The 23,390-nt window shown below is 63.5% G+C and carries 19 protein-coding genes; 5 read left to right on the plus strand and 14 right to left on the minus strand.

Annotation, left to right across the window (positions count from 1 at the left end):
• Window positions 1–51: 51 nt before the first annotated feature.
• The 5 genes from def to Q0X23_RS02000 form a co-directional block, all read right to left on the minus strand.
• Complete coding sequence (gene def / locus Q0X23_RS01980; protein WP_297858726.1) at window positions 52–657, minus strand: peptide deformylase; 606 nt, start codon at window positions 655–657, stop codon at window positions 52–54.
• A gap of 34 nt (window positions 658–691) precedes the next feature.
• Complete coding sequence (locus Q0X23_RS01985) at window positions 692–1,564, minus strand: DMT family transporter (RefSeq protein ID WP_297858727.1); 873 nt, start codon at window positions 1,562–1,564, stop codon at window positions 692–694.
• 361 nt (window positions 1,565–1,925) lie between these two features.
• Window positions 1,926–2,834, minus strand: coding sequence for a CAP domain-containing protein (locus tag Q0X23_RS01990; RefSeq protein WP_297858728.1), 909 nt, complete (start codon window positions 2,832–2,834; stop codon window positions 1,926–1,928).
• 9 nt (window positions 2,835–2,843) lie between these two features.
• Window positions 2,844–4,085, minus strand: a complete 1,242-nt coding sequence (locus Q0X23_RS01995; RefSeq protein WP_297858729.1) for a pitrilysin family protein — start codon at window positions 4,083–4,085, stop codon at window positions 2,844–2,846.
• 68 nt (window positions 4,086–4,153) lie between these two features.
• A complete protein-coding gene (locus Q0X23_RS02000; protein ID WP_297858730.1) occupies window positions 4,154–5,386 on the minus strand; it encodes a pitrilysin family protein in 1,233 nt (410 codons plus the stop codon).
• Between the two features lie 139 nt (window positions 5,387–5,525).
• Here Q0X23_RS02000 and recG point away from each other — a divergent pair, with 139 nt between their 5' ends.
• Together recG and Q0X23_RS02010 are read left to right on the plus strand one after the other, a co-directional pair.
• Window positions 5,526–7,895 carry an ATP-dependent DNA helicase RecG gene (gene recG / locus Q0X23_RS02005; RefSeq protein ID WP_297858731.1) on the plus strand — a complete coding sequence of 790 codons (2,370 nt, stop codon included), beginning with the start codon at window positions 5,526–5,528 and terminating at the stop codon, window positions 7,893–7,895.
• A 98-nt stretch (window positions 7,896–7,993) separates the two neighbouring features.
• Complete coding sequence (locus tag Q0X23_RS02010) at window positions 7,994–8,242, plus strand: hypothetical protein (protein ID WP_297858732.1); 249 nt, start codon at window positions 7,994–7,996, stop codon at window positions 8,240–8,242.
• Window positions 8,243–8,444: 202 nt separating this feature from the next.
• Here the strand turns inward: Q0X23_RS02010 and Q0X23_RS02015 are convergent, their stop codons facing one another.
• A complete protein-coding gene (locus Q0X23_RS02015; protein WP_297858733.1) occupies window positions 8,445–9,449 on the minus strand; it encodes a serine hydrolase in 1,005 nt (334 codons plus the stop codon).
• Window positions 9,450–9,522: 73 nt separating this feature from the next.
• Between Q0X23_RS02015 and Q0X23_RS02020 the strand changes: the two genes are divergently transcribed.
• The 3 genes from Q0X23_RS02020 (at window position 9,523) to Q0X23_RS02030 (ending at window position 14,051) form a co-directional block, all read left to right on the plus strand.
• Window positions 9,523–10,086 carry a GNAT family N-acetyltransferase gene (locus tag Q0X23_RS02020; RefSeq protein WP_297858734.1) on the plus strand — a complete coding sequence of 188 codons (564 nt, stop codon included), beginning with the start codon at window positions 9,523–9,525 and terminating at the stop codon, window positions 10,084–10,086.
• Between the two features lie 237 nt (window positions 10,087–10,323).
• Window positions 10,324–10,743 (plus strand): MarR family winged helix-turn-helix transcriptional regulator, encoded by a 420-nt coding sequence (locus Q0X23_RS02025; RefSeq protein WP_297858735.1) that lies wholly within the window; start codon window positions 10,324–10,326, stop codon window positions 10,741–10,743.
• Between the two features lie 2 nt (window positions 10,744–10,745).
• Window positions 10,746–14,051, plus strand: coding sequence for an MDR family MFS transporter (locus tag Q0X23_RS02030; protein ID WP_297858736.1), 3,306 nt, complete (start codon window positions 10,746–10,748; stop codon window positions 14,049–14,051).
• 20 nt (window positions 14,052–14,071) lie between these two features.
• Here Q0X23_RS02030 and Q0X23_RS02035 read toward each other — a convergent pair whose 3' ends face one another.
• The 8 genes from Q0X23_RS02035 to Q0X23_RS02070 form a co-directional block, all read right to left on the minus strand.
• Complete coding sequence (locus Q0X23_RS02035) at window positions 14,072–15,097, minus strand: cytochrome P450 (protein WP_297858737.1); 1,026 nt, start codon at window positions 15,095–15,097, stop codon at window positions 14,072–14,074.
• Between the two features lie 95 nt (window positions 15,098–15,192).
• Entirely contained in the window at window positions 15,193–16,551 is a 1,359-nt protein-coding gene (locus Q0X23_RS02040) for an NAD(P)/FAD-dependent oxidoreductase (protein ID WP_297858738.1), read from the minus strand.
• Window positions 16,548–17,636, minus strand: a complete 1,089-nt coding sequence (locus Q0X23_RS02045; protein ID WP_297858739.1) for a glycosyltransferase family 2 protein — start codon at window positions 17,634–17,636, stop codon at window positions 16,548–16,550. Before Q0X23_RS02045 ends, Q0X23_RS02040 begins: the two co-directional genes overlap by 4 nt.
• Window positions 17,637–17,692: 56 nt before the next feature.
• On the minus strand, window positions 17,693–18,361 hold the full coding sequence (locus Q0X23_RS02050; RefSeq protein ID WP_297858740.1) for a 1-acyl-sn-glycerol-3-phosphate acyltransferase: 669 nt from the start codon (window positions 18,359–18,361) through the stop codon (window positions 17,693–17,695).
• 115 nt (window positions 18,362–18,476) lie between these two features.
• Window positions 18,477–19,631, minus strand: a complete 1,155-nt coding sequence (locus tag Q0X23_RS02055) for a carotenoid biosynthesis protein (RefSeq protein WP_297858741.1) — start codon at window positions 19,629–19,631, stop codon at window positions 18,477–18,479.
• Between the two features lies 1 nt (window position 19,632).
• A complete protein-coding gene (locus Q0X23_RS02060; protein ID WP_297858742.1) occupies window positions 19,633–20,820 on the minus strand; it encodes a lycopene cyclase family protein in 1,188 nt (395 codons plus the stop codon).
• A gap of 92 nt (window positions 20,821–20,912) precedes the next feature.
• The gene (locus tag Q0X23_RS02065; RefSeq protein WP_297858743.1) at window positions 20,913–22,445 is read right to left on the minus strand and encodes an NAD(P)/FAD-dependent oxidoreductase; all 1,533 of its coding nucleotides are present in this window, start codon (window positions 22,443–22,445) and stop codon (window positions 20,913–20,915) included.
• 95 nt (window positions 22,446–22,540) lie between these two features.
• The gene (locus Q0X23_RS02070) at window positions 22,541–23,368 is read right to left on the minus strand and encodes a phytoene/squalene synthase family protein (RefSeq protein ID WP_297858744.1); all 828 of its coding nucleotides are present in this window, start codon (window positions 23,366–23,368) and stop codon (window positions 22,541–22,543) included.
• Window positions 23,369–23,390: the final 22 nt, after the last annotated feature.

Here is a 23,390-nt window from a genome sequence, read left to right on the forward strand (position 1 = left end):
CAGAAGGCAGCAGATCGTTGACTAAAGGCTCTCGACCATCGACCATTGACCTTACCTGGTTTGTCCCAACCGCGCAGCCTCCTCGCGCAAAAAGGCCTTGGCCTGCCGCTGAAACTCGGCCAGGTCTTCGCGGTGTTCTTCCAAAAACTTTTGCTTATCGGCAAAGGACATCCGCTGGAAGAAGAGGATGCCGTCGAGGTGGTCAATCTCGTGCTGCATGACCACCGCCAGGTAGCCCTCGGCCTCGAGCACCTTCTGTTCGCCCTTCTCGTTCTGGTACTCGACCCGCACCTGCAAATCGCGCTGGGCCCCTTCGGCATAGAGGCCCGGTAGTGAAAGGCAACCCTCGGTGATGGACTGCTGGCCGGCGCGGTAGGTGATGACCGGGTTCACCATCACATAAAGCGACTTGACGCGGGTTTTGAGGTCGGCCTCGGGGCCTTCTTCCTCTCCCTCGTCGTCCAGGTACTCGGCAGCCACAAACAACCGCTGGCCAATGCCGACCTGGGGGGCAGCCAGCCCCACCCCCCTTGCTTCGAACATGGTCTCGAGCATGTTCTCGGCCAGACTGGGTATACCGCTAAAATCCTGCACCGGCAGGGCTTTTCTCTTCAGGATGGGGTCGCCGTACAGGCGAATGGGGAGAATCTCAGCCATTGTGGATTATTGTCTATGGTCTCTGGGCGATTGTCTATTGCTGGGTCACCTTGCCCAAAGTATTCACAATAACCACCCCAGCCAGAGCGATTCCACCCCCCACCAGGGCCAACACCCCCGGCACCTCCCCCAGCCAGAAGTAAGCAATCAGGGTAGCGAACACCGGGGAGACGTACAGAAAACTGGTCACCTGCGACGCCGGAGCCCGGCTCAGGGCGTAGTTCCAGGTCAGGTAGGAAAGCGCACCCGGCACCACACCCAGGTACACCACGCTCCCGGTGGCCTGAGCCGAGGCGGCTTGCATCTCGGCCCAGAGGCCCGGCCAGAACACCAGCAGCGGCAGCGTTCCGGCCCAGATGGTGTAGGCGGTGAAGTTGAGGGGGTTGTATTTTCGCACCAGTTTGCGCTGAAACACGAAGTAGACCGAGGTCACGAAGGCCGCAAGCACAATCAGCAAGGCCCCCGGCTCCAACTGAAAGCTGCCCGGGTGGTTGCCCACGGCGATCAGGGCTACGCCGGTAAAAGCCACCGCAATGCCCAACCAGCCCCAGGCCGAAAGCCGTTCGCGCAGGAAAAAATAAGACATCAGGGCCACAAACACCGGCCCTACTGCAATCAGGAGCGCCGCCGGCCCGGCCTTCACGGTGACCTGGCCAAAGTTGAGGGCCGTGTGGTAGGCAGTGATGCCCAAAAACCCCAGGCCCAGGATGGCGGGCCAGTCCCTCCGTTCGGGTAGGGGCATCCGCACCCACAAAGCATAGACCACCATCGCCGCCGAGGCCACCAGAAAGCGCAGCAGGGTCAGGTGAGCCGGGCTATAGTCTTGAAGGCCCGCACGTATCCCGGCAAAGGCCGAGGCCCAGGGCAGGATGGTAAGGCCAATCGCCAGAAGGACTCGTGAATCCACCGGGGGATAGTAGCATATCGTTAGAGCCCATGACCCACGGTATGCTCGAGTTCATCCGCCACCAGAACGCAGAGGGCGCTCGCTCAATGGTTATCGGCGGCGAGGATTTATGAAACCCATCGCTCGGAAGTAGCGGTTCGATGAAGTACCCTCCGAAAAAGAGTACTGGCAGGCCCTACCCCTGGAGGTGCGCCTACAGGCAGGGGTGGAGATGGCCTTCTTCTGGGCTCGCTTGCACGAGCAAGGCAGCGACAAAATTCATCCTGTAGCGCGCAAAAAGCCTCTCGCTCAGCCGAAATCTATAGAAGACCGCACGCAGAACAGCCCGCAACCATAGCCGTAGCGCAATTCGGAAAACAGCTCACGGTTTGAGGGGAATGCGGTGGCTGTAGTTTACGCTGTTGCCCTGGCGGATGCCCAGCCACAAGGCTTCTAGCGTGCCGGGAAGGGTCAGCTCGAGGCGCACCGGCCCGGACACATTCTGCCAGAAGCGTGGCTGCGACCCTACCGCCAGGGTGTAATTGCCGGCGGGAAGGTTGAGCAAGACTTGCTGGCCCGGCGCCTGGCTGTGCTCGAGAGTCTGCTGCAAACGCAAACCGCGCTCGCCGTTGCGGGTCGTCCACCAGGTCTGACCATCGAACACCGCGAAGCTCACCTCGGCTTTTGGAGGAAGCTCGAGGCGGTTCTGGATGGGCGGGTTGAGGCGGGCGTAGAGGTTGTTGCCCACAAAAATACCCACCGTACCGGAAGCCGTACCGGTAAGCAGCAGTACTGTGCGTTCGGCCTGGGCCGGGGTCAGGCGCACCTGGGGGTCAAAGGGCCGCCCAATGAAGTTCTGTACCACCATCACCTGCCGTCCCTGACGCACCAGGGCCACCCCCAGGTGGGTGAACTCGGGCTTGAGCAGGTTGGCCCGGTGTCCGGGGCTGTTCATCCAGCCCGTAAGCGAACGCCGGGGAATTTCTGCGTCCGGGTAGCCCTCGAAGCTGGCCAGGTTCTCCCCTACCGTGACCTCGAGCACGCCGGCAGCCCGCAGCCGCTCGGCAGCCCCCAGGCCATCGGGGTTCTGGTGAGCAAAAAAGCTGCGCCGGAGCATATCCCAGGCGTGGCCCAGGGCCGCTTTGTGGGCCAGTGTATCCCATTGCAAGGGCCGCAGACCCCGCTCGGTGCGCACCTGGTTGGTGCGCTTTAGCACCTCGAGCTCCAGGGCGCTCTGGGCCAGCGACACGCTCCCCAGCAGAAAAATGCCCAGCAGCCCGACCCGCCACATCCCCGCTTCCTATTGGGCCGGCACCAGACAGTAGATGAAACTCTGGCTGAAAGGTCTGGTCTCCAGAAGCCCGTTGACATCGGCCAGCGTAACCGCCTCGACCTTGCGGGCCACCTCGCTCAAGGGCTCGTAGGTCTGGTTGTACAGGTAGTTGATACCCACGCTCATCAGGCGTTGCATGGGGGTCTCGCCGGCAAACACCAGTGCGGCAGCCAGCTTGTTTTTGGCCCGCTCGAGTTCCTCCAGGCGCACCCCCTCGCGCTCGAGCCGGCCCAGTTCATCGCGTAGTACAGCCTTTACGGTTTCCTCGTTGGCGGGGTCGGTCTGGGCGTAGATGTAATAAAGCCCGGCCCCATCGGCCTCATCCACCCCTGCCCCCACCGACTCCACCAGGCCTTTATCGCTCAGGGCCCAGAAAAGGCGGCTGTTGCCCTCCTCGCCCAGGATGTTGGCCAGAATGTTGGCCGCATAACGGCGCGGATCCTGGGCCGAAACCCCCGGCGCCAGCAGCGCCAGGTAGGTCTGGGTGGCCTTGGGATAGGGTTCGCGCAGTTCGCCCACAGCGGGGTGCAAATCGGGATAATCCCTGCCGGCCTGACCCTTAGTCCAGGTCGCTGTGAGTTCTTGCACCTGCGCCAGGGTACGCTCCCAGTCCACCTTGCCCGCCAGGGTCAGCACCAGATTGGACGGCGCATAACGCCGGGTCTGATAGGCGGCCATCTGGTCGCGGGTCAGGGCAGAAATCGACCGGGTGGTGCCCAATACGCTGTTGCCCAGCGGATGCCCAGCAAAATAGCGGGCCCGCCCCCAGTCAAAAAGCATGATGTTGGGCCGGTCTTCGTAGAGGGCAATTTCCTCCAGGATGACCTGCTTTTCGGTGTCGAAGTCTTCCTGTCGCAGGGCCGGGCGCATCAGGTCGGTCCAGAGTTCCAGGAGCCTTGGGGCAAACTCGGGCAACACCGCGGCATAGTAGACGGTGTTCTCCTCCGAGGTATAGGCGTTGTACTGTGCCCCCATCTGGTCGAACTCGAGGTTCACCTGAAGGGCGTCGCGCCTTGCGCTGCCCTTGAACAGCATGTGTTCTAAAAAGTGCGACACCCCGGCGATCTCGGGGGTTTCGTCGCGGCTGCCGGTCTTGCAAAAGTAGCCCAGGGCCACGCTTTTGGCCTCGGGGTTAATTTCGGCAATTACCGTGAGCCCGTTTTCCAGGGTGGCTTGTTTGAACTCGAGCACCGGTTTGGTTTGGGTCATATTTACTCCAAAAAAGGAAGTTGTCCTGAACCGTTGGCCTTAGGGCCTTGAGCACTGGGCTTCTAACACTACTCCGTAACCGCCAGCTTTCTGGGCCCCAGGGTCGCAATCCAGGGGTTTTGGTAAGGGTTGGCGGCCAGGTAGCGGTTGATGCGCGGCACATCTACGGCAGCAATCTGGGCCTCGATCTCCTCCAGGGGGCGCACCCGGCCCAGCAGGTAGAGGTCACGGGCGATGCTGGCGGCCCTCGAGCGCGACGACTCATCCTGCATCACCAGGGCGGCCCGCAGGCCAATCTTGGTGCGCTCCAGCTCCGCCTCGGTCACGCCTTGCGATAGCCGGGCAATCTCTTCCTGCATCACCTTCAGGGTCTCGTCGGCCCGCTCGGGGGTGGTGCCGGCGTAGGCGGTCAGGTAGCTGTAGCCCTTGACGCCGTTGGGCGCCGCATAGACCGAGTAAACCAGGCCACGCTTCTCCCGTACCTCGGTGAACAGACGGCTGCTGCTGCCCCCCGAGAGCACCTGGGTAGCCAGGCGGGCGCTGTAAAACTCGGGGTGGTCGAAGGAAATATCGGGGTAGACCAGGCCAATCTGCACCTGGGCGCTATCCTGCTCGAGGTGAATGGCATGCACCGGTTGTAGCTCGATGGGCGGATAGCTCACCCCCGGCCCGCTCCACGCCCCTAGGGCGTTGAGCACGGCTTCCCTGGCCTGTTCAAAGCGCACCCCTCCTACCAGGGCCAGAATGGCCCCCTGGGGGGCATAGCGCCGGGCAAAATCCTGACGCAGGGCCTCAGCGGACATTGCCTCCAGATGGGCCTTTTTGCCGCTGGGGTTGCGCCCGTGGGGGCTGGCAAACACGGCCTGGCGCAGGGCCGCGAACATCTTTTTGGGGGGCTGGTCTTCCAGCGAGGCCAGCTCCTGCAAGGCAATCTGGCGCACAGCTTCCAGGGCCTCGGCGGGGAGACGTGGGCGCATGAGCACATCGGCATACAGCGAGAGCACCGCCGGGAGCTTTTCGGCCAAAAACTGCGCGGCAAAAGTGGTGTACTCGAGGGCGCTGCTGCTGCCGCGGCGCACCCCCAGGTCGTCGAAGGCATCGGCCAGCGCCCGCGCATCCCGGCTGCCGGCCCCTTTCCACAGCCAGCCCTCCAGCAGGCTGGCCGCGCCCTCCATGCCTTCGGGGTCGTTCACCGCACCCACCGGCACCAGCAACTGCAAAGCCACCCCGGGCATCCAGGGACGTTCTTCCACCGCCAGGGTGAGGCCGTTGGGCAATACTTCTACCTGAGATAAAGCCATACCTCCCAAGTATAAGAGCTGGCCCCATCCCGACCATGACTTTTCAGACATTGCCCGGCTATAAGGCGTTACGCAGGATCAGCAGGGCCACAAAAGCCGCCCGGTCTGCTTGGATACAATAAGCCTAGAAGAGGAGCCTGTGACCCGCGAAGAGCTAAAAGCCCGCCTCATCCGCCCCCTCCAGCGCGAACTGGCCGATGGCGCGCAGGATCGGGTGGTGGCCGGGGGCCTGGAAAAGTTGCTGCAAAACCTGGGTCAACCCTTCCCCGAGGTGGGTCAGGTACTGGCAGGTTATCGCCAGATGAGCGTTGAGGTACGCAAGGCGCAGCTAGAAAAGGCCATCGAGCTGCTGGGGGGAACCGTAGGGGACAGGGGTCAGGGTACCGAGCCTCGGTACTCGGAGCCCGGTAGCCGGGGCCCGGCGCCCGGTGCCCTCTCCTTCGACTCCCCCATCGAAGTTTTGAACCTGGGGCCGGGCAGCAAGAAAAAGCTGGCCGAGTTGGGCATTCGGGCGGTGCGCGACCTGCTGCACTACTACCCCCGCCGCTACGAAGACCGCCGCACGCTGCAAGGGGTGCGCGAGGTGGAGGACGGCACCAAGGCCACCCTGGTGGGCAGGGTACTCAGCCGCGAGCTGGTCAAGACCCCCAGAAAAGGGCTGCAACTGGTGCAGGTACGCTTTATGGACGGGTGGGGCTGGAAGTTTACTGGCATCTGGTTCAATCAGCCCTGGGTACTCAAGCAGATGCCCGAAGGGGCCAGCATGGTGCTTTCGGGTCGGGTGCAGAAGCGCGGCGGCCAGGTCTCCATGATGGTGGAATACTTCGAGGACGAAGGGGGTGAATCCCTATCTACCGGGCGCATCGTGCCGGTCTACCCCGCCAAGGAGGGCATCGGACAGGCTTTTTTGCGAAGGGCGGTCTGGCGGGCTCTGGAAGCCTTCCAGGAGATACCCGAGCCCCTCGAGCCCTACTTGAAAGGACAGGGGGCCGCAAACCAGGCCCCGCAACTCAGCGCCCTGGCCCTGGACGAAGCCCTGCGTCAGGCCCACTTTCCCGATTCGGAGACCAGGCTCGAGCAAGCCCTTTACCGGCTCAAGTTCGACGAGTTTTTGCTTCTGGAGCTCAAGGTAATGATTCAGTCCGGGGGCTCGGCCCTGCTGGGCCGGATGTTCCGGGTGACCCCCGGCATGGTCGAGCGTTTCCGCTCCACCCTTCCTTTCACCCTTACCGGCGCCCAGGAGCGGGTATTGAACGAGATACTGGAAGACATGCAGTCCGAGCGGCAGATGGCCCGCCTGGTGCAGGGCGATGTGGGCTCGGGCAAAACTGCAGTGGCCGCTGCCGCTCTTTATGTGGCCGCCCAGAACGGCGCCCAGGGGGCCCTGATGGCCCCTACCGAGATACTGGCCAAACAACACTTCGACAACCTGACCCGCTACCTCTACCCGCTGGGGGTTTCGGTGGACTTGCTGGTCGGCTCCATGAGCGGGGGCGAGAAGCGGGCCGTGCAGGAGCGGCTCAGAAGCGGCCAGACCCAGGTGGTGGTGGGCACCCATGCCCTTATCCAGGACGGGGTGGAGTTCCGCGACCTGGGCCTGGCGGTGATAGACGAGGAGCACCGTTTTGGGGTCTTGCAACGCCGCCGGCTGCTGGGGCAGCGCCCCGACGTGCTGGTGATGTCGGCCACCCCCATTCCGCGCTCTCTGGCCCTGACCCTGTACGGCGACCTCGAGGTCTCCCAAATCGACGAGCTGCCCCCCGGTCGCACCCCCGTCCAGACCAAAATCCTCACCCAGAAAACCCGCACCCAGGCCTACGCCTTTGCCCGGCAGGAAATCCAGAAAGGGCATCAGGTGTTTGTGGTCACGCCCATGATCGAAGAAGGCGAGTCGGAGGCCACCGCCGAGCTGGCCGCGGCCACCCAGCTGCGGGCGGAACTCGAAACGCTCTTACCGGATGTGCGCATAGACCTGCTGCACGGCAAAATGAAACCCGACGAAAAAGACGCGGTGATGGAGCGTTTCAAGCAGGGGGCCTTCGACCTGCTGGTCTCGACCACCGTGATCGAGGTGGGGGTGGACATCCCCCAGGCCACCCTGATGATCATCGAAAACGCTGAGCGCTTCGGGCTGGCCCAGCTGCACCAGCTGCGTGGGCGGGTGGGGCGGGGCGGGCTCGAGTCCTACTGCATCCTGATTGCCGGCGAGACCTCCAAGCGCACCCTGGAGCGCCTGCGGGTCATCGAGACCTCCACCGATGGCTTCTACATCGCCGAGCAAGACCTGAGGCTGCGCGGCCCCGGCGAGCTGCGCGGGGTGCGGCAGTCGGGGATGCCCGACCTGCGGCTGGGCGACCTGGCTTCCGACCAGGAAATCATCGAACAAAGCCGGGCGCTGGCCAAGGCCATCCTGGAAGCCGACCCCTACCTGGACAACCCCGAACACGCCCTCCTTAAACGCGAGTTGCAAGCCCGGGCCGAGGCCATCGGTTTCCGCGAGGTCATTTGATACCCAAGCAGACTTGGTTTTTGTGCCCCGAAGCAGGGGTAGCCCAAAACCCTGCACCTCAAGCCCCATCCAGCCGAACTGCGGTAACATAGGGCCATATGACCTGGGTATGGGTGGGGGCGCTCCTGGGGCTTCTGATATTGCTGGGTGCCGGGGTTTACTACTTGAGCAGACGGAACCCCTCCAGCAGACATTCAGCCTCAGATGCCCGTAATTCTCAGCCGTACAACCCTTCGGTATTTGTAGATATGGACGACAAGCCGCCCATGGAGATTGACTTCGACGCCGGCATCAAAGCCAATCAGCGGGCTCTATCCAAGAACCCCAGCAAAGACGAAGCCTCTTGAGTTTCTGTCAGAGCCCCACTGACCCCCCGCTGACCAAACCACCCTAGCCTGAATGTATGGAAAGTTTGCTGGCTGCATTGCTGCTCCTGGTCGTCGCCCTGCCCGTGGTGGCCCTGGTCTGGCGGGGGATCCTCGAGAACAGCCCGGCCGATGAAGTGCTGGACTGAGCAGGGCTGGTTTTTGCCTGACTCCGCTTATTCAATCAGCCCTTCCACGCTGCGGCAATGGCGTTCCCCACCGCCCGCCGCAGTTCCAGGATGCCGGTTTCCCGGTGCCGGCTGGGGTGCACCCGGTTGGTCAGCAAAACCCAGGCATAGCCCCGCTCAAAATCCATCCAGACGCCGGTTCCGGTAAAGCCTGTGTGGCCCAGGGTCTGGCGGCTGCACAGGCTGCCGCCGCTAAAAGCAGGTTGGGGAATTTGCCAGCCCAAAGCCCGCTCGGCGTGTTGAGGCCGACGCATCTCTGCCAGGGCTGCCTCCGAGAGCACCTCGCCTTTCATCAGCCGCTGAGCGTAGGCCAGAACCCCCCTCAGGCTGCCAAAAAGCCCCGCATGTCCGGTAGCACCCCCCAGGGCAAAGCAGTTCTCGTCGTGCACCTCGCCTTGCAAAACCCTTCCACGCCAGGGGTCTTGCTCGGTCGCGGCGCAGTCTTGGGGGTCGGTGGGATTGAAGCAAAACCCTTCTGGAAGTGCAAAAGCCGCCAGGCTATGACCCCGGACGCGCTCGAGCACCAGGCCCAGCAAGATGTAACCGATGTCCGAGTAAACCTGCGACCCCGCCGGCCCCACCTCCCAGCGGTGCTGCAAAACCCGCTGCTTGAGGGTATGGCTTTCACCCCCCCAGGTATAGATGGCCTCCCAGCCCGGCAGGCCGGAGACATGGGTGAGAAGCTGGCGCAGGGTACGGCGCGGCAACTCCGAGCCTTGCATCCAGGCCAGCTCGGGCAAAAAGCGCGAAAGCGGGTCGTCCAGGTCGGCCAGTCCCTCTTCGACCAGGTGAAGTATCTGGGGCACGGTAAAGAGCACCTTGGTCAGGCTGGCCAGGTCAAACAGCGTATCGGGGTCTATCACCCCCGGTTTTTGCAGATGCTTGAGGCCTGCGCAAAACATTTCCTTAGACCCGTCCAGATGCACCACACCCAGCGCGGCCCCCGGAATCCGGCCCGACTCAATAGCCTCCTGAACGATTTGTGTGGCTTTCTCGAGCATGACCTATTCAGTCTATACCGCTATCCTGTCGGCCCAAACCATTGTCCCCTGGGCTTTGCCGTATGCTAAAAAGGTGACGCTCAGCAACACCTGGCCCCGCCATGGGAAAGTCACCCTCAAGCCCTTTACCGAAGCCCTCACCGAAACCGAGTGGCGGCGTTTTTACGAATGTTTCCGCGACCCCGAAATTGCCGAGTGGAACGGGAGCCGCCCGCTCAAAATGCCCCTCTGGCTTTTCAAACGGGTGGTGATGGGCGAGGTCAGCCGGGGCGACCGCTTAGGCTTCGGGATTCTGGACGAAAAGGGCGAGTGGCTGGGCACGGTGGAGCTCTACGAAATGACCCGCAGCGAAGCTACCCTGGGCATCCTGATTGGGGCCAAAGACCGCTGGGGACAGGGTTACGGTACCGATGCGGTCAAAGCAGTTCTGGAATACGCCTTCTGTACCCTGGGGCTGCAAAAGGTCAAGCTGCGCACCTACAAGCACAACCTGCGCGCCCAACGGGCCTTCGAGAAAGCGGGTTTTCGGCACGTACCAACCCCTCCGGCTCCTACCCCTCGCTTCAACTTTGGCCTGGCCCCCAAGTCCGAGTTTGTGCCGATGGAAATTACCAGGGAAGAGTGGGCGTGTTTTTGATACAGGATCATTTTCGTCTCGACATCAGGCCGTAGTCAATGCGCCCCGTGCCCATCCTTGCTGAAGGAGGCGGCGCGGGGTATTTGTGAAAAACATCCAGGGTAGCACTTTCCAACCATTAGCAGGAAGGCTGCAGGCGGGCCTGCAACCCCTGCGAAGTTATTTTGCAAATGTATATTTTGGAAATGAATACTTTGTATTGACAATAGTTCATTTTGAAAGTAACTTAATTAAGTTATGACCTGGACAATACTAACCAGCATTTGGAAGCTGAGCCGTGAGGTGCGGGAGGAAACCCTGCCCTGCCTCGAGCGGCTGGGGCTGGCCCCCACCGATCCCTGGCTCCTGAGTGAGATTGAAAAATACCGCTACCCCACCGAGGTAGTACGAATCATGCAGATGCCCGCCCCTACGGTAAGCCAGATGCTCAAGCGGCTCGAGGCCAACGGCCTGGTAACGCGCTCGCTGGATCTCGGCGACTTGCGGCGGTATCACTTCCAACTGACCGAACAAGGCAAAGCAGTGCTCGAGGAAAGCCGCCAGTGCATGCTTCGGGCGATGGAACGGAGGCTCGAGCGCCTCACCACCGCACAGCGCCACTTGTTTGTCGAGTTGCTGGATATTCTCGCCAAGAGCGAGACAGCAGGAAAGGAATAATTATGGCCGAGCCCATCCGCAGCAGTTCCGCATCTGCCGAAACATCTAGCGGGATGCCCCGCGAGACCCGCATGACCCTCATTGGCATCATGCTGGGGCTATTCCTGGCCGCACTCGACCAGACCATTGTTTCCACGGCACTGCCTAAGATCATCGCCGACCTCAACGGCACCGAGCTATATGCCTGGGTCACCACCGCCTATCTGTTGGCTTCCACGGTCTCGGCCCCTATCTTCGGGCGTCTGACTGAACTCTTTAGCCGCAAATCCATCTTGATTATTGCCATCCTGATCTTCTTGGGGGGTTCGGCGCTGTGTGGGCTGAGCCAGAATATGCCCGAGTTGATCCTCTTCCGCGGCATTCAGGGAATTGGGGGTGGGGCGCTTTTCGCCCTGGCCCTCACCACCATCGCGGTGCTCTTCCCCCCCCGCGAGCGCGGCCGGATAGGCGGCCTCTTCGGCGCAACTTTCGGAGTTAGCAGTGCGGTCGGCCCCTGGCTGGGCGGCCTCCTCACCGATCACCTCTCCTGGCATTGGGTCTTTTACATCAACATGCCGGCAGGCGCAGTGGCCCTGTGGTTCATCGGACGCTTTATGCCCCGCTTGAAGCCCGATCAACGCGAGACCTTCGACTTCCTGGGGGCTGCACTGCTGATCGTGTGGACCGTCCCGCTGATGCTGGCCTTTTCCTGGGGCGGCAGCACCTACCCCTGGAGCAGCCCCCGCATCCTGGGTCTCTTCGCCCTTAGCGCGGTGGCATTGGTGCTGTGGATCTGGTCGCAAAGCCGCGAGAAACACCCGCTTTTCGATCTCTCGATTCTCAAGATTCGCACCTTCAGCATCGCTTCTGCTGCCACCTTCTTCTATGGCCCGGCCTTCTTGGGAGCAGTGGCCTTTTTACCGCTTTACCTCCAGGTGGTGAAGGGGGTCTCGGCCTCGGCTTCGGGCGTCACGGTGCTGCCCCTAACGGTGGGGGTGGTATTCGGCGCAACCGGCAGTGGAATTCTCTCGGGGCGTCTGGGGCGCTACAAACCGCTGCTTCTCATCGGCACCCTCTGGTTGCTGGCGGTCTTCCTGGCGTTGCACTTTGTGCTGAGCGTAAGCACCCCACTGTGGCTGGCGGTTATTTTCTTCTTCCTGCTGGGCCTTGGCCTGGGACCTTCGCAGTCGCTGCTACAGATCGCCGCGCAAAACAACATCCCGCCGCAGCGCCTGGGTTCGGCTACCGCAGCCACCCAGCTTATCCGGCAGATTGGCTCGACCATCGGGATTGCGCTGTTGGGAACGGTGCTCACCCAAAGCCTGAACGCCGAAACCTGCAAGGTCTTCCCCGACAACGCCTCCTGCAAGCCCGGGGCGCTGGTGCGGCAGAGCGAGGGAGGAACCGGAGCCAACCTGGATGCGCAGTTCCAAAAGCTCGAGGCCCAGATCGTAGCCGCACTCAAAGGCGATGAGGCCGCGTATGAAGAACTGATGGCGAATAAGGATGTTCCCGAAGACGTAAAAAGCAAGCTGGTCAAGGGGGGGCTCCCGGCCCAGTTTAAGGAAACAGAGGCCAAGGTAATCGCCGCACTGAAGGGCGACCAGAAAGCCTATGCCGAGCTGATGAATGACCCCAACGTACCCCCTGAGCTCAAGTCCCGCCTTGTGAAGGGCGGCATCCCGGCGCAGTTCCAAAAGCTCGAGGCCCAGGTCGCCACGGCCCTCAAGGGCGACGAAAAAGCCTATACCGAGCTGATGAATGACCCCAACGTACCCCCTGAGCTCAAGTCCCGCCTTGTGAAGGGCGGCATCCCGGCGCAGTTCAAGGAGCTTGGCGATCAGGTCGAAGCCGCTTTGCGCGGAGATATTGCGGCCTATAACCGCCTAATGAGCAACCCCGACGTCCCGGCGGAGCTCAAGTCCCGGCTTGTCGAGGGGGGCATTCCCGCCCAGTTCAAGGAACTCGAGCGCCAGGTGGAGGCTGCTTTGCGGGGAGACCTGCGGGCTTATAACGCCCTGATGAGCAACCCGCAGATCCCGGCGCAACTCAAGAGCCGCTTGGTGAAGGGCGGGATCCCGGCGCAGTTCCAAAAGCTCGAGGCCCAAGTCGAAGCCGCGCTCAAAGGCGATCCCGAAGCCTACACTGCGCTAGTCAACAACCCGCAAGTCCCCGCCGAGCTGAAATCCCGCTTGGTCAAGGGGGGAATTCCCGCCCAGTTCGTCCAGCTCGAGCGCCAGGTGGAGGCCGCCCTCCGGGGGGATGAGACGGCCTACACGGCCCTCATCGGCAATCCCCAGGTTCCCGCCGACCTCAAAAACCGGCTGGTCAAAGGCGGCATCCCGGCCCAGTTCAAACAGCTCGAGGGGCTCTTGATCGCAGCCCTGAACGGGGATCCGGCGGCCTACCAGGCCGTACAGAACAACCCGCAGGTTCCGGCCCGGTTCAAGCAGCAGATTCCCCAAGGTGGGATCGCCGCCCAGGTTCAGGCCCAGATCGCCCAGACCGAAAGCCTGCTCGAGGCCGCCCTCCAGGGCGACGAGCAGGCTGCCCAGACCCTTCGGGCCGACCCCAACCTGGACCCCCGCATCCAGAGCCTCTTGGATAACCCGCCCCCCGCCGAGGCCCGCTCCGCGACCTTAGCCCAGGTCAAAACCGAGCTCGAGGCCCAGATTCCGCAGATCATCGCCGCTGCCACCCAGCAGGCCGAGTCCAGAATCAGGGCTGGGCTACAACAGGCCCAGGCCGAGGCATTGGCCCAGGCTATCGCCGGGGTCAAGGCGGGCTTGGCTCAGGCCCAAAGCAAGGCCATCGCGGCGGCCACCGCCGCGGTGCGGGAAAATCTGCGCAAAGCCCAGGCCCAAGCCACAGAAGCAGCCATCGCAGCCGTCGGAAAAAACCTACAAGCCGCCCAGGCTAGCGCCACCGAACAGGCGGTAAAGGCGGTACGGGAAAACCTGCGCAAAGTGCAGGCCCAAGCCACCGAACAGGCGGTAAAGGCCGTGATCGAGAACCTGCAAAAAGCCGAGGCCACCGCCGAGGGAAAAGCCATCCAGGCGGTGCGGGAGAACCTGGCCGTTGCTCAGCAAAAAGCCCTGGTAGAAGTGCCGCAAACCGTGGTCGCCAGCCTCGAGCAAACCAAAGAAAAACTCCAAAACGCCCTGAACAACGGCATCACCAAAGCCGAAAAAAACATCTTCCTCTATGCAGCGATTTTTGTGCTGATTTCACTCCTCTTTATCGTGGTGCTGCCCAACGACGAGCTGCGGGGTGGGGGTGGCTTTGGGGCTCGAGGTGGAGAGGCGGGGACACCTGCACCAGCTCACTAGAGCGCTCCTCGTCAGGCCCCTTATGCTCCCAAGCCCAACCACAGTTCGCCCCTGGGCGCCAGGGTCAGAGCGGGTCTGGGCTGGGGATCGCCCCGCAGGGGCTCGAGCGACCCAAACAGCGAGAGGGCAACCTCCAGCACCATCTGGGCGAAGTGCATCCCCAAACAGATGCGCTCCCCCCCGCCAAAGGGCAGGTAGCCCCAGGCCGGGATGCGCCCCTGGAAGCGGGACGGGTCGAAGGACAGGGGCCTTTCCCACAGGTCGGGGTGGCGGTGGGTCAGGTAGGGGCTGTAGAGCACCAGGGCTCCTTTGGGAATCGGGTATCCGTCGAACTCGAGCGTCTGGGCGGCCCGGCGGCTGCCGATAAAGCCCGGCGGGTACAGGCGCAGGGTCTCCTTAATGAGCAAGGGGTGGCCTTCAGGGGTGTGCCAGTCCGGGTAGCAGGCCACGTGCCACAAGGCCCAGGCCAGGGTATGGGCGGTGGTATCGTAGCCCGCGGCCAGCCCAATTAAAACTTCCTCCCCCGGCAAGTGGGCCGCCAGGCCAAAGCCTGCCGCCTGCAGTTGCGCTACCCGACGGCGAACCTGGGCAAAAAGCAGCGGGCGCGGCCACAGCGGGGCCGGAAAGGGCCGCTTGAGGGGGGCCAGGAAGCGGGCCAGCTCATCCGCGGGAAACCGACCTTCAAAGTAGGCCACATTCAGGCTCACCTGGGCCACCAGGGAGGCCCAGCTGTTGGCTTCAAACTCGCCTTGGGGCCTCCTTTCTTCCAGCGCAGCCCGGATGCGCTCTTTAAGCCCTAGCAGGGCCTTGGCGTGAAAGTAGGGGTTCAGTTCCTGGCGCTTGGGCTTGTGTTCGGGGGCATCGGTGGTGATGATGCCGCCATTCAGATAGGGGGTGAGGCTAGAGAAGCTGCCTTTCGAGCGAAAGGTTTCCAGGTCGGTCAGCAGCCTGCGGTTCCACTCGGGGCTGTAGCCCACCACAGCCTTGCGGCCCAGACCCAGACCAAACACCGGCCCCAGGGCGGCTCCTTCTTCCAGCAGCGCCAAAGGCTCTCCCGCCCAACGCGGTAGATGAGCGAAGCGCCCCCAGGGATAGCCTTTGGGCTGGGGTAGGGGCCGCCTGGTAGCAACCCCCTTTAGCCTCACAGGGCCCCTCCCCTCTGGCCCAAAAACCGGCTGAGCAGCCAGCCCGCCCCGTTCCACCCCGAGAGCATGGAGAGCGGCACCCCCCCGCCGGGGTGTACCGTGCCGCCTACCTGGGCCAGGTTCCGCAGAGCCGCCACCTCCCAGCCGGGGCGCAGCGCCCCCAGCAACCCGTGCGGGGCCCGCCCGTACAGGGCCCCCCGGTAGGCGGTCTGGCTGTAGTCCAGGGGACTCAGGGCCCGCCAGGCCGCAATGGGAAGGGGGTGCCGTCGTTCTAGCTGACGGAGCAGGTGCTGGGCGTAGGCCTGGCTTTCGGAGGGACTGGTCTGCTTGGATAAGCTCGGCGCATTGACCAGCAAGAAGGCGGTGTCGCCGTCGGTGTGCAGGTACAGGGTGGGGTTCTGGGGCCAGCGCCCGGCGGCTATTTCGCGCCACTCGGCGCGGTAATCCGGTGAAAAGTAGATGTAATGACCCAGCGGCACGGCCTCGGCGAGCTTCATCAGCACGGCAAAGCCCGAGACCCCCAGGGCCTCCTGGGGTAGCGGCAGGCCCAGCCACGCCAGGGTGAAGTGCCGATCCGCCGCCGATACATAAAGGTCGGCGCTGTGCCAGCCCTGATCGGTTTGCAAAGCCCCCACCCGACCCGGCAGGCGTTGTAGCTGAAGTACTTTATGCCCGAACAAAAACTCGACCCCCTGCGCCCGGGCCAGTTCGTAGAGTTGCTGGGCCAGAGCCCGCATCCCGCCCGGCAGATGAAACACCCCCAGCCCCAGTTCTACCCAGGCGATGTTGTGGAGCACCGCCGGGGCCCGGTAGGGGTTGGCCCCCAGGTAGGTAGCAAAGCGCAGAAAAAAAGGCGTCAGGTAGGGGCCCGACTGCACCAGGGCCGAGAGGGGTTGCAAGGGGTGCGCCTTCACGCCCTCGCGCAAGCCGTACTGCAGGAGCCGAAAAGCCTGCGGAGGCGGGCCAAAGATGAAGGTCTCTCGAGCCCCTTCGTACATCGTGCGGGCTTCGCCCAGCAAGCGCCGGTAATCGCGGGCTTCCTGGGCCGAAAGCTGGGCCAGGGTAGCCCCTAGCTCGAGTTCGGGGGCAAAGACCCGGCCATCGGGCCAGGCATAGCGGGTAAGTGGGGATACGGGTTTGAGCCCTGGTAAATCGTGCCCAAAGGCACCCAAAATCTGGCGGGGAATTTCGGGCAGCGTAAGCACCGTGGGGCCGGTGGGCACCCCCTCCCAGCCGATGGCCTTGCCGCCCGGCTGGTCGAACTGCTCGATAACGCTCACTTCCAAACCGGCTTGACGAAGCCGCAAGGCCGCAGCCAGCCCGGCAAAACCCGCTCCTACCACTATTGTCCTCATCGGCTATATTCTCGGCCTTTCCAGGTATACTTCTTTTGTCCAGAGCGCAAATAGATGGGCGTGCTGAAAAGTGGGGCCAGGGGCACCAGCCCAAACTCCCACCACGCCCGTCCGGTTTTGAGGTTGAGCAACAGACGCTCCAGCAGACCCACGGCCCCCACCCACAACCAGCCGGGCTCGAGCAGCGCCATCGGCCAGCACAAGGTATAGGCCGTCAGGTGGCCCAGGTACGATAGCGCCAGCACCCCCCGACTGCGCCCGTGGAACTCGATCAGGTTCTTACCCAACCCCTCGACTATTTCCGCAAAGCTGCGGTACATCCGCACCGACACCAGACCGCCCCCCAGGGCCACAGCCAGGCGCTGCCCCGCTGCTTTGGTCTTTTGCGCCAGGCGCACATCCTCGAGCACCTCCCCCCGCACCGCCGCATGGCCCCCCGCAGCCAGGTAGGCCTGCCGGGTGAAGGCCATTACCTGCCCGTTGGCCGCCGCCGCCGAAGGAAAGGGCGTCCTGATAAGGGGATAGGGCAGGTAACACAAAAGCACATCGTCAATCAGGGGCAAAAGCACCCGCTCGGCCAGGCTGGGGGTAATCTGGCGCGGGTACACCGAGACCAGCCCGGCACGCTCCTGCTCCATCCGGGCCAGCACCGCCCGCACCCCGCGCTTGCGCCAGTACACATCGGCATCGCTAAAGAGCAGTACCTCCCCCTGGGCGGCCTGGGCCAGTTGAAAGCAGGCCCAGGTCTTGCCCATCCAGCCCTCGGGTTTGGGCAGGCCCGGAATCAGGCGCACCCGAGCATCCTGGCGGCCAAACGCTTCAACTATCTGGGCCGTGCCATCGGTGGAGTGGTCGTCCAGCACAAGGATTTCCTGTACCCCTTGCAGGAGCATCCCCGGCAGGGTCTCGCGCAGGTTGTGGGCCTCGTTGCGGGCGGGCACCAGGAGCGAGACCGTGGGGCGAGGGCCCTGCAATTTCTCCCGCTTCAAAACCGGGAACAAGGCCGTGTTCAAGAGCAAGATAAGTAGCTTCAGCCCCAGCCAGGCCAGTACCGTGTAGAGAACGTAATCGAGAAGAGCGGGCATAGGGGTCAGGTGAGGAACGAGCGATCAGCCATCGGCCTTGTTTGAGCCAGCGGCTTTCAGCGCCCTCCCGTCAGTTTACCCAGCGCCGCCCCCCAGGCCGCCATGCGCTCGTGGGTGCTCTGGCGCCCGGCCAGGCGCAGTTCAAAACCGGGTAGCGGTTCCTCGGCGGGGGCGGTGCGAATCTGTTGGTCCAGTTCGGTGAGCATCTGTTCGAGGTGCTCGTGCAGCAGGTTCAGGTCAGGCCCCAGGGGTTCGCCGAACACCAGGTAGGCCTCGGCGAACTCGTGCCCGCGCAGGGTGACCCTCGAGGCCACCGGCACCACCGGCACCCCTGCCTTCTCGGCGAACCAGACCACCCCTTTGTTCAGCTCGCCCAAAGCGCCAGGTGGGCGCAACTCACCTTCGGGAAAAACAATCAGCACCTGGCCCTGTTCCAAGGCCCGCAGACCCTCGCGGGGCTTGGCCGCCGAAACCGTGTCCAGGTGGCGAAAAAAAGCGAACTCCCGTAAGCGGCGCTCCCCCACCACAATCTTGAAAGGCTTCCGGGCGCCCCAGAATAAAACCGGCAACAGATAGCTATCCCACCAGGAGTGATGGTTGCCCGCCAGCACAAAAGCCCCCTCTGGCAACGCACCCCGCACCCACACCCCCCGCAAACCCCGTTGGACGGTACGGCGGAACAACACCCGGAAGAAAGCGGCCAGCAATCGTGCCCAAGGTCGCATCCTGCTTACACCCTACCAGGGTCAAGCACCAAAGGTCGAGGGGCTGGGCGTGGCGTAAACGGTCGTATACCGCAGACTACCAGACACGATTCGAAAGGCTTTCAGCACCAGGCCTTTAGCCTTCAGTCATCGGCACCCGTCCGGGCCCTCCAGCACGCCGCAGATACGAGCCCCAGGCCAACGCGTTCATAGCCAGGCCGCACACCAAAGCCGCCGGCCACAGGCCAAACAGGGCCAGCCCAACAGGGATGAACAGGGCCTCGAGCCGGTAAGCCCAGGCAAAAGACCTGTTTCGGTGCAACTCGGGCCCCAGCCGACCGTATATCCAGGAAATCAGGGCACCCACCGCGAACCAGGCCAGGTAGTTCTGTAAGGGAGCGCCATACCAGAGGGGATGGGGGTCTTGCCAGGCCCAGTAGCCCCGGGCAGGCATCAGGGCTTCCAGGCCCAGATCCCAGGCCACCACCAGCAATCCGGTCAGCCAAGGCCGCCCCCCAGCCAGCCCATGCGCCGAGAGCACCAAGGCAAACCAGCCCAGCGGCACAATCAGGGGCACGCCCAGCACGGTAGGCGGCGGGGCCCCCAGGTAGGTGTATTGACCAAAGGGCAGGCCCGTTTTACTGCCCAGAAGCTCCACCCCCAGGCCCAGAGCAAAGGCCAGCGCAAACAGCAGCCCAATCCGAGCCCCTACCTGCGCGTAGCCCCACCATAGCGCGGCCAGGCTGATGAGCGACATCTGCACCAGGCTGATGAGGGCGAAGCCCTCGGGCCATAGCGGCACCGGAATGCGCACCAGCACCGCCAGCGCCAGCAGCACCATCCAGGGCTTCAGGTGGGTTCTAAGCCATTTGAGGCGTACCAGGGCTTCCGGCTGCCCTAAAAGCCAGAGCGCCTGGGTTGTGGCAGTCGCCAACAACACCGCCCATACCAGAAGCGCAGCCTGGCCCCCCACAAGCCAACCAACTGCGCCCCCCAGCAACGCAGCTCCAAGCGCCACTACCGCCAGGGTTCGGCGAGCGGCCCAGAGCAGGTCGCCCCCCCAAACCGCCAGCACAGCCAGCACACAGCCCCACCAGGCCAGGGCCGCGCCCAGCAAGTCATCGGCCCTCAGCACCAGCAGCACCGCGCCCAACAATGCCAGGCCCATCCCCCCCAGCCCGCCCCACCAGCGCAGCCAGGCCGGGCCCGCCTCCTTCTGGGGTGAGCGAACCCAGACCAGCCCGCCCCAGGCCAATAAAAACGTAAGCAGGGTAATGAGTAACAGGTTCACGCTATCCTCGTTTTGGGGCCATAGCACCCCGCCGGGCCCCCTGCCAGCGCATGCCCAGCACATCGAGGGTTGCCCTCAAAAAGGCCGGAATATCCACCGAGGCCATAATTTGCAAATCCTCGAGCCAGCCGGTCTCCTCGTCCAAAAAGTGCAGCACCCGCTGGGGCGGGTTTCGGCGGAACAGGTCGCCAAACACCTTCGGCCCCGATCTGCGCTGTTTTTGAAGCACATTGAGCAGCACGCTGTCCATCCAGGCATGCCGGTTGAGGGTAGGTTCTGGATAAAAAGGCTGCCCGGTCTGTCGCAGCGCCTCGGCCATGCGCCGCGACTGCTCCTGAATACGGCGGAAGGTATAGCCGGTAGAAGCCTTGGTGCGGCCTCCGGCCATGCCGATATTGATTACATGGGCACTTTGCCTGCGGGGAAAGGGGGCATCGGTCATGGGGATGATGCCAAACTCACCCTCGAGGATTTCGTAGCTTTCCAGGCCCAGAATGCCCTTTAGATACTCGCGCAGGCCCGCATCGTAGGCTTCCGGGGGCAGCAGCTCTGGCGAGAACAGGGTGTACTCCACCAGCGCGGTCTGGGCATCGAGAGGCAGCACATACACAAACCGCACCGCCCCTTGCTGCGCCACCCGGAAATCCATGAAAGTAGCCGCCTCCGTATCGAAAACCGGCCTCGAGGCCCGGACAACCCAGCCCTTGAAGTGCTGTAACAGGTAATGGTACCGAGGGTTCTGGGGAGGTGGCCGGTACAGGCTGCTAAAAGCCCACCGGCCCCGGAAGGTTTGTCCACCAAGCCCTACCAACACCCCGTCATCCTGCTCCTCAATATGCGAAATTTCCCCGTATCGAACGGCAACATTGGGCTGTTCCGCAATAAAGCGGTTCATGAACCCATAAAAGTCCAGGCCCCGGATCATCTTGTAGGCGTAGGGGGCAATTTCCAACCGCTTGGAAATCCCTTCTGCATGAAACCAGACCCGGTTCCATTTGCGAAAAACCACCTTTTCAAAGGGGCCTTCCCCCACTTCCCAAAAACACCAGGTGCGGTCGTTGGTGGTTTTGGGCGCCCGGTCGAGCAACAAGATGCGCTCTTCGCGCAGCCCGGCCTGCACCAGGTGGTAGGCCAGGCTCAGGCCCGCCGCACCGGCCCCGGCAATGATGTAGTCGTAAGGCTCGCTCACCTTGTATCAGGCTACGCCGCAACACCCGGCCCGGACTAGTCGGGATTACAAATCGATCAGCTTACCACCGCACCCACGATACCAACCGAACCTTACACCCGCTTGCGGCTCAAATCCCCCAGCAGCACACGGGCTGCGTTCCGCCCGCTGGCCCCCATAATGCCCCCGCCCGGATGGGTACTGGCCCCGGTCAGGTAGAGCCCCTTGACGCCGGGGAAGCGGTACTCGTGGGCCCCCAGCCAGGGCCGGAACATGAACATCTGGTCGGGGGTCATCTCCAGGTGCATCACATTGCCGCTGGGCATGGCAAACTCGTTCTCCAGCCAGAGGGGGGTCTGGATTAGCTCAGCCACAATCTTGCGGCGGATCTGGGGATCGAAGCGCTCAAAGCTCCGGATTACCCCCTCCCTTGCCTCCTGGGCCCGGCTTTCCCAGTTTCCTGAGGCCAGCCGGTAGGGGTAGTACTGCGCCCACAGCCACAGCGTCTCGCCCCCCGGCGGGGCCAGGGTTTCGTCCACCGCGCTAAAGCTCATGGCAATCAGGGGCGGGTCGCGGGTGGGCTCGCCGGAAAGGTAGTCGCCGTAGGCCCGGTTCAGTTGCAGTTCGTCGGTGATGAGAAGCCCCAAACCCACCCGCGCCTCGTCGCCGGGGTGGGTCTGGTAGTGGAGCTTCTCGGATAAGCCCAGCCGCAGAACCAGGCCGAAGCCGTTGCCCACCCGCAGGCCCCGGGCCCCCTCGGGGGTTCGGTCGGGGGGCAGCAGCCCCAGGGTTTTTTGGATATGCGCCCCGGCCACCACCGCCCGAGCGCTCACACTCTGGCCGTTCTGCAAGCGGATACCCACGGCTTTTGAGCCCTCGAGCGCAATCTGCGCAACCGGGCTATCCAGGTGTACCCGCCCCCCTTTGGCCTCGAGGGCCCGCACCAGCGCCTGCGATAGCCCCCCCGAGCCGCCCCGGGGCCGGGCCACCCCGCCCACGTGGTAGAGCGGGTGCCAGAGCAAAAACGGCGACGAGAGCGGGTCGGAAGGAGGCGGGCCGGACTGCGCGGCCATCCAGACCAGGGGGGCCCGTACCCGTTCCTCGCTAAAGTACTCCCGTGCCACATCGCCATAGGGCCGCAGAATCTGGGGCAGCCGCTTCTGCCAGTCGCGCCCGAAGCCCGCCCCCCAGATCATCTTCCGGCCCAGGTTCAGGGGGCTGGGCGAGGCCAGGAAGGCTTCCTTAACGGCCTGACCAAAGGGCAGCCAGTCCTGCATGAAGCGGCGGTAGGCCGCCCCCTGGCCGGGGTAGCGCTCGTCCAGCTCTGCCGCCGTGCGCTCGGGGTCGCGCCAGACAAACCAGCTCTCTTTAGCGTTGGAGGCGTGGAAGAGGGGGTCGAGCTCGAGGTACTCCAGGCCGTGCTGGTATAGCTCGAGCTCGTCCGGGATGGGGGTCAAGCGGATCAGAATATGGGCGCTGCCCCCCAGGTCGAAGCGAAAGCCCTCGTGGTCAATGGTCGAGACCGCCCCGCCCGGCACCCTGCGCCGCTCGAACACCCCCACCCGGTACCCGGCCTGGGCCAGATACGCCGCCGTCACCAGCGCGTTGTGCCCCGCGCCCACAACTACCACGTCAAAATCCGGCATACCGGCAGCATCATACGCCAGCAATCGGCAAGGCCGTCTGTTGGCGAGCGCTAAATCTCTGGCTTTTCATCCCACGATCAAGCCACGACCAAGCCCTACGCGCCCCGCAGCCAGATGGCCTTGGGCAGGAGCATCACCCGCTCGTAGGTGGAAAGCGAGGCCCGCCTCGAGAGGTTGTCCCAGCGCATCAGCTCGAGCTTGTCCAGAATACCCTGGTACTGCAGGGCCGCCAGCGCAATGGCCGCGCGCCCGGTCTGGAGGTACTTAAGGCCCCCCAGGCCCTCGCGGTAAAGCCGGCGGGCCTCCAGGGCCAGTTCGCGCATCAGGCCCACGTAGCGCGGGCTAATGCAACCCTGGCGGAGGTCTTCAATGGACACCCCGTGCTTGTGCATCAGCTCGTCCGGCAGGTACACCCGGCCCAGCGCCAGGTCTTCGCCCACATCGCGCAGGCAGTTGGTAAGCTGCATGGCCTGACCCAGCTTGATGGCCGCACTGCGGCCCGCTGCACCCGCCCCGCCAACGGGCGCTATCATCAGTCCCACGGTTCCGGCTACCCGGTAGCAGTAGGTGTATAGCTCCTCCATGGTTTCCAGCCGCACCGGGTTCAGGTCGGTCAGGAAACCCTCTTTCATATCGGCAAAGGCTTGGTGGGGAATGTCCCAGCGCTCTAATGCCCAGGCCAGGGCCACTTCCCAGTCTTCTCTGGGAAGCCCGGCATAAGCACGCCCAATTCCGGCCCACCATTCGTTCAAATCGGCCAGCGGGTTGGCCGACTCATCTACGGCGTCGTCCCCAATGCGGCAGGCCGCATACACGGCCCAAGCCCCTTTGCGGGCTTCACCCCGGAACAGCAAACTACCGTAATAAAATGTAGCCGAGTGGCGACGGATAATTTCCGATACTGCCTGCCAGTTGGGTTCCATTCTGGTCTCCTGGGTAAAACCT

The organism is Meiothermus sp., assembly GCF_026004115.1.
Lineage (GTDB): Bacteria > Deinococcota > Deinococci > Deinococcales > Thermaceae > Meiothermus.